The sequence below is a fragment of the Streptomyces phyllanthi genome, assembly GCF_009377205.1.
In the GTDB taxonomy this organism is placed as follows: domain Bacteria; phylum Actinomycetota; class Actinomycetes; order Streptomycetales; family Streptomycetaceae; genus Streptomyces; species Streptomyces phyllanthi.
This window is the reverse complement of sequence record NZ_VJZE01000561.1, coordinates 1-5,189: the sequence shown is the minus strand read 5'-3', so window position 1 is coordinate 5,189 and position 5,189 is coordinate 1. Positions and strand designations below refer to the sequence as shown.

The 5,189-nt window shown below is 70.4% G+C and carries 7 protein-coding genes and 1 pseudogene; 7 read left to right on the top strand and 1 reads right to left on the bottom strand.

Annotation, left to right across the window (positions count from 1 at the left end):
- The first annotated feature begins 143 nt into the window (after positions 1-143).
- The 5 genes from FNH04_RS40820 (at position 144) to FNH04_RS40805 (ending at position 3,063) form a co-directional block, all read left to right on the top strand.
- Positions 144-878: an LmeA family phospholipid-binding protein gene (locus FNH04_RS40820; protein ID WP_152791239.1), complete on the top strand. Its 735-nt coding sequence runs from the start codon at positions 144-146 to the stop codon at positions 876-878.
- Positions 879-1,220: 342 nt separating this feature from the next.
- On the top strand, positions 1,221-1,304 hold the full coding sequence (locus tag FNH04_RS49555) for a putative leader peptide (RefSeq protein ID WP_350807544.1): 84 nt from the start codon (positions 1,221-1,223) through the stop codon (positions 1,302-1,304).
- A 162-nt stretch (positions 1,305-1,466) separates the two neighbouring features.
- A complete protein-coding gene (locus FNH04_RS40815) occupies positions 1,467-2,312 on the top strand; it encodes a sulfurtransferase (protein WP_152791238.1) in 846 nt (281 codons plus the stop codon).
- 83 nt (positions 2,313-2,395) lie between these two features.
- Positions 2,396-2,683 carry a DUF1416 domain-containing protein gene (locus FNH04_RS40810; protein ID WP_128379854.1) on the top strand — a complete coding sequence of 96 codons (288 nt, stop codon included), beginning with the start codon at positions 2,396-2,398 and terminating at the stop codon, positions 2,681-2,683.
- 122 nt (positions 2,684-2,805) lie between these two features.
- The gene (locus tag FNH04_RS40805; RefSeq protein WP_152791237.1) at positions 2,806-3,063 is read left to right on the top strand and encodes a DUF3099 domain-containing protein; all 258 of its coding nucleotides are present in this window, start codon (positions 2,806-2,808) and stop codon (positions 3,061-3,063) included.
- 60 nt (positions 3,064-3,123) lie between these two features.
- On the opposite strand, the gene FNH04_RS40800 is transcribed toward FNH04_RS40805, so the two are convergent.
- Entirely contained in the window at positions 3,124-3,486 is a 363-nt protein-coding gene (locus tag FNH04_RS40800) for a DsrE family protein (protein ID WP_152791236.1), read from the bottom strand.
- Between the two features lie 252 nt (positions 3,487-3,738).
- Between FNH04_RS40800 and FNH04_RS40795 the strand changes: the two genes are divergently transcribed.
- The gene (locus FNH04_RS40795) at positions 3,739-4,422 is read left to right on the top strand and encodes a hypothetical protein (RefSeq protein WP_322725323.1); all 684 of its coding nucleotides are present in this window, start codon (positions 3,739-3,741) and stop codon (positions 4,420-4,422) included.
- Positions 4,423-5,003: 581 nt separating this feature from the next.
- Positions 5,004-5,189 (top strand): annotated as a pseudogene (locus FNH04_RS48275) (dihydrolipoamide succinyltransferase); the annotation flags it as partial.

Genomic DNA, 5,189 nt, shown 5'->3' with positions numbered 1-5,189 from the left:
CCTCCACCCCACCCCCGCCGGGATTACCCTCGCGCTCAACGGCCACTCAGCTCGTGGACGACCGACGACCGACGACCGACCACCGACGACCGACCACCGACGAACCGTCAATCGCCATCCGGGAACGTGGGGAAGACCGAGACATGCGCGCACTGCGAATACTTCTCATCGTCGCCGTGATCCTCGGCGGCCTCTTCGTCATCGCGGACCGAGTCGCCGTGAACTTCGCCGAGGACGAGGCCGCGGAGAAGATGCGGACCACCGAGGGCCTCTCCAGCACCCCCACGGTCTCCATCAAGGGCTTCCCGTTCCTCACCCAGGTCGCGGACGGCGAACTGGACGACGTCGAGGTCGGCATCAAGGACTACGAGGCCCCCACGGGCAGCGGCAACGACACGATCCGCATCTCCGACCTGAAGGCCGACATGCACGGCGTCGCCTTCTCCAGCGACTACAGCTCCGCCACCGCGCAGAGCGCCACCGGCACCGCCACCATCGCCTACGAACAGCTCCTCAAGGCCGCCAAGTCCGAGCCCACCGACGTCGGCCCCGGCGTCACCGCCCAGGTCGTCGGTCTCTCCGACGGCGGCAACGGCAAGATCAAGGTGGAGATCGAGGCCACTGTCCTCGGCACCGAACTGCCCAAGCCCGTCTCGGTGCTGAGCACCGTCAGCGTCGAGGGCGACACCGTCAAGGTGCGCGCCGACTCCCTGCCCGACCTGGGCACCGGCCTCGCCGAGAACGCGATCCGCTCGATCACCGACTTCCAGCAGGACCTCAAGGACCTCCCCGGTGGCATCAAGCTCGACAAGGTTGAAGGTGCCGCGAAGGGTGTGGAGATCACGGTGAAGGGTTCGGACGTCAAGCTGGCTGGGTAGGACGGTCCAGCGAGCACGGCAGGCAGTACGCGCACGAGAACGAGCACGGGCACGGGAACGGGCACCGGCACCGGCGCGGGCCCAGCGCGGGTCCGTACGGCCGCCGTGGCCGGCACCACCACCGCCGGCCTCGCCGAACACCGATGCACGGCCATCCCGGACGGGCGCTGTCCGAAAGGCGAGACGCTCCCGTCCGTACCGCAGATGCGCTGGCCGTATCCTGCGCCGGGCCTCCTCCCGCGCCCCTCCCAACAGCTGATCCATCCCGCATACCGGATGATCCCGTCTCAACATACGACACACCGGTGACATGCCCGCCTGTCCGTCCCTACGATCGACCGCATGAAGCAGCGACAGGCGGATCTCACGAAGCGGCGGGCAGTGGACCTGTGCCGCGTTGCCGCCATGCTCTGTCGCGCCGTCTGACCGGGAGCGTCGGCTCCCGATTCCCCCGGGCCCTCGACCTGACTCAGGGCCACCCTGCGCCGTGCATGCCGTCCAACTCAGGGCACAGTCCCGGCCGGCCGCGCGTCCGCACCCCGAATCTCTCGCACAGCCCCGCCGCAACTGCCCCGGAGGAGAAAGAGCATGAGCCGCAGCGACGTCCTGGTCGACGCCGACTGGCTGCAGGAGCGCCTGGACGATCAGTCCATCGCCATCGTCGAGGTCGACGAGGACACCTCCGCGTACGAGAAGAACCACATCAAGAACGCCATCCGGATCGACTGGACGAAGGACCTCCAGGACCCGGTACGCCGTGACTTCATCGACCAGGAGGGCTTCGAGAAGCTCCTGTCGGAGAAGGGCATCGCCAACGACACCACGGTGGTCCTCTACGGCGGCAACAACAACTGGTTCGCCTCGTACGCCTACTGGTACTTCAAGCTCTACGGCCACGAGAACGTCAAGCTCCTCGACGGTGGCCGCAAGAAGTGGGAGCTGGACGCCCGCGAGCTGGTCGACGGCTCCGAGGTGCCCGAGCGCGCGAAGACCGAGTACAAGGCCAAGCCGCAGGACACCTCGATCCGTGCCTTCCGCGACGACGTGGTGGCGGCCATCGGCTCGCAGAACCTGGTCGACGTCCGGTCCCCCGACGAGTTCTCGGGCAAGCTGCTCGCCCCGGCGCACCTGCCGCAGGAGCAGTCGCAGCGCCCGGGCCACGTTCCGAGCGCCCGCAACATCCCGTGGTCGAAGAACGCCAACGACGACGGCACGTTCAAGTCGGACGACGAGCTCAAGGAGCTCTACGCCGAAGAGAGCGTGGACCTGGCCAAGGACACCATCGCCTACTGCCGTATCGGTGAGCGCTCCGCGCTGACCTGGTTCGTCCTGCACGAGCTGCTCGGCGTGGAGAACGTCAAGAACTACGACGGCTCCTGGACCGAGTACGGCTCCCTCGTGGGCGTGCCGATCGAGCTCGGCGCCAACAAGTAGGACCCGCAGCACCAGTAGTAAGCGAACAGACCCGCAGACCCCGACCGGCCTTCCTTCCGGTCAGACCCCTTCTGGAGAAAGACATGTGTGGAGCGAAGGCCGGCGGCCCGGACGCCTCGACGATCAAGCCCGGTGAGACCACGATCCAGGGCCAGGTGACCCGTAACGGCGAGCCGGTCGTCGGCTACGTCCGGCTCCTGGACTCGACGGGTGAGTTCACCGCCGAGGTGCCCACCTCGGCGACCGGACAGTTCCGCTTCTACGCGGCCGAGGGCACCTGGACCGTGCGCGCCCTGGTCCCCGGCGCCACCGCCGACCGCACGGTCGTCGCCCAGACGGGCGGACTGGCGGAGGTCGCGATCGCCGTCTGACGGATCGCCGTCTGACGGCGGCGACTTACGGTCATCACGGTCGGAGGGCCGCACTCCACGGGCTGGACCCGGGGGTGCGGCCCTCCGGTGTGCCGTGGCCGGAACGGGCCTACGCTGGACGTATGTACGCGCGACGGCGTCACCGCTACTTCGCCATGATGGGGACGTGCCTGGCCCTGTTCGTCCTGGCGTGGGGCGTCGTACGGCTCTGGTCGGTCCCGGTGGCGGTCGGTATGTGCGTCGTGGCGATGGTGATCCCGCCGCTGGCCGCCGTGGTCGCCAACCGGCGCGGGCCCGACGACCGCTGGTGGGACGACCCCTCCGGCGACCCGCAGTCCGACGAGTGGTGGGACGAGCTGGACGGCAAGAAGCGCAGGTAGTCTCCGCGCCCCCTGTACTCCGTACTCCCCGTACTCCCCTGTCCGCCGTCCCCGTACGGCTCAGTAGACGAGCGCCTGCGTCTCGTCCGCCGTCGCCTCCTGGACGAAGACCTGCGCGCCCGCGATACGGACGCCCTCGATGACGTCCTTCTCCGTGATGTCGCGGCGGGCCGCGCACTGGGTGCACAGGGTGAGCCGGCCGCCCGCCAGGATCGAGTCGATCAGGTCCGGCAGCGGGGCCGCGTGGGGGAGTTCGAACTCGGCGGCGCGGCCCGGGAGCGCGAACCAGGCCGACTCGCCCGTCAGCCAGAGGGAGACGTCGACTCCGCTGGCCACGGCCACGGCCGCCACGGTGAACGCCTGTGAGCAGCGCTCGGGGGCGTCCGCCCCGGCCGTCACCTTGATCACGAGCTTCTTCGGCATGTCCGAATCGTAGTCCGAATAGGAGTCCGAATCGTAACCAACCCTCGTACAACCCCATGCGTTGGTCATGGGTCTCCTGTGCGCGGATATGGGGTCCGCGCTTCAGTTCTGTGGGGGGAGAGCGACTTGGAAGTCTCGGAAGTACCCGGAGTACCCGGAGTACCCGGAGTACCCGGAGTACCCGTACCGGATGCGCGGGGTGCGGCTCCGGAATCCGTACCGGGCCCGCCCCGGCGGCGGCGCGGTCGTACGGTGCTCATCGTCGCCGGTGCCGCCGTGCTCGGGATCGTCGTGGGCGCCTGTGCCGGATTCCTGGTCCAGGCCGAGCGGGAGCCCACCAGGCTTCCCTCGCTGTCCCAGCCCTCGCTCGCGCCGGCGAAGGGCGACGCCCCCGAGCCGCTGTCCGCGGCGCAGGACCGGAAGGTCAGGACGGACGGCGACCTGCGCGAGCTGCTGCTCAAGAAGCCCCGTGGGGCGCGCACGGGCGACTGGTCGGGCGACGACGGCTGGCTGGACATGGCGGCGTACGCGGACACGTTCGAGAAGCCGGCCGGCGCGTTCAGCGATCTCGTCGAGGAGGAGTTCCGCCGGGCGGCGGTGGCCACCTGGCGGGTGGGCAGCACGCAGAGCGTCGAGATCCGTCTCGTGCAGTACCACCAGGAGGAGTTCCTCGCCGCTTCGAGCGCCGCCGAGAACGGCTACTACTGGGCCGAGAAGGAACCCGGCACACGCAGCTGGGCCGTGCCCGGCACGAGTGACGGCATGGCGTACGTCCACACGCGCCCGGACACCAAGCCCGGCTACCTGCCGCTCTACAGCGCAGAGGCGCACGCGTGGCGTGGTGACATCGCCGTGCAGGTCTGGATCTTCGACACCAAGCCGATCCCCAAGTCCAAGATCATGGACCTCGCCGAGCGCCAGATGGAGCGGCTGTGACCGAGAACAAGGAGAGGGCCGAGGGTGCGCAGAGCGTTGAGGTCGGTGTGAGCGCCGAGGATGACGTGACTGCCGGGCACCCGGTGCCCGGAGAGAGCGTGGGTGGTCCGGGGGAGTCCGAGCCCGGGCCGGTGCCCGCCGACGCGTCCGCTGCGCAACCGGCCGCACCTGCCCCTGAGACGACGCCGACCGGGACGCCGGTGGCGGATGCTTCGGCGGGGGCCCTTCCGGCTGAGGCCGCCACACCGGCTGAGTCCTGCCCGTCGACCGAGTCCGTGACACCGGACGGGCAAGCGGCGGTTCCGGCGGCGGACGCTCCGCCTGGGCCGGAGGGCGAGTCTGTGGCGTCGGTTGGGCAGGTGCCGGTTGCTGAGCCGTTGGCGGCTGCCACGCCGGTGGCTGAGGCTGTGTCTGGGCCGCTGTCGGCGGAGGCAGAGGTGGTGGCTTCGGCCGAGCCTGGGGTGCCCCCGGGTGAGCCCGGACCGTCGGCCGAGGCCGCGGCGCCCGTCGGGCAGGTAGCCGGTCCTGGGACGGTGCCGACTGCCGCGCCGATGCCGGCTGCCGCGCCGATGCCGGCTGCCATGCCGGTGGCGGAGGCTCCGCCTGGGCCGCTGCCGGCCGAGTCCGGCGCGCAGGCCGCGCCCGTGCCGACGGCGCCGCCCGCGTCCGTCGCGGGAGCCGTGCCGACGGAACCCGGGACCTACCCGGGCACGTCGGCCTTCGGGGCCGTGCCGGGCCCCGCCCCCGCGCCAGGCCCTGCTCCCGGC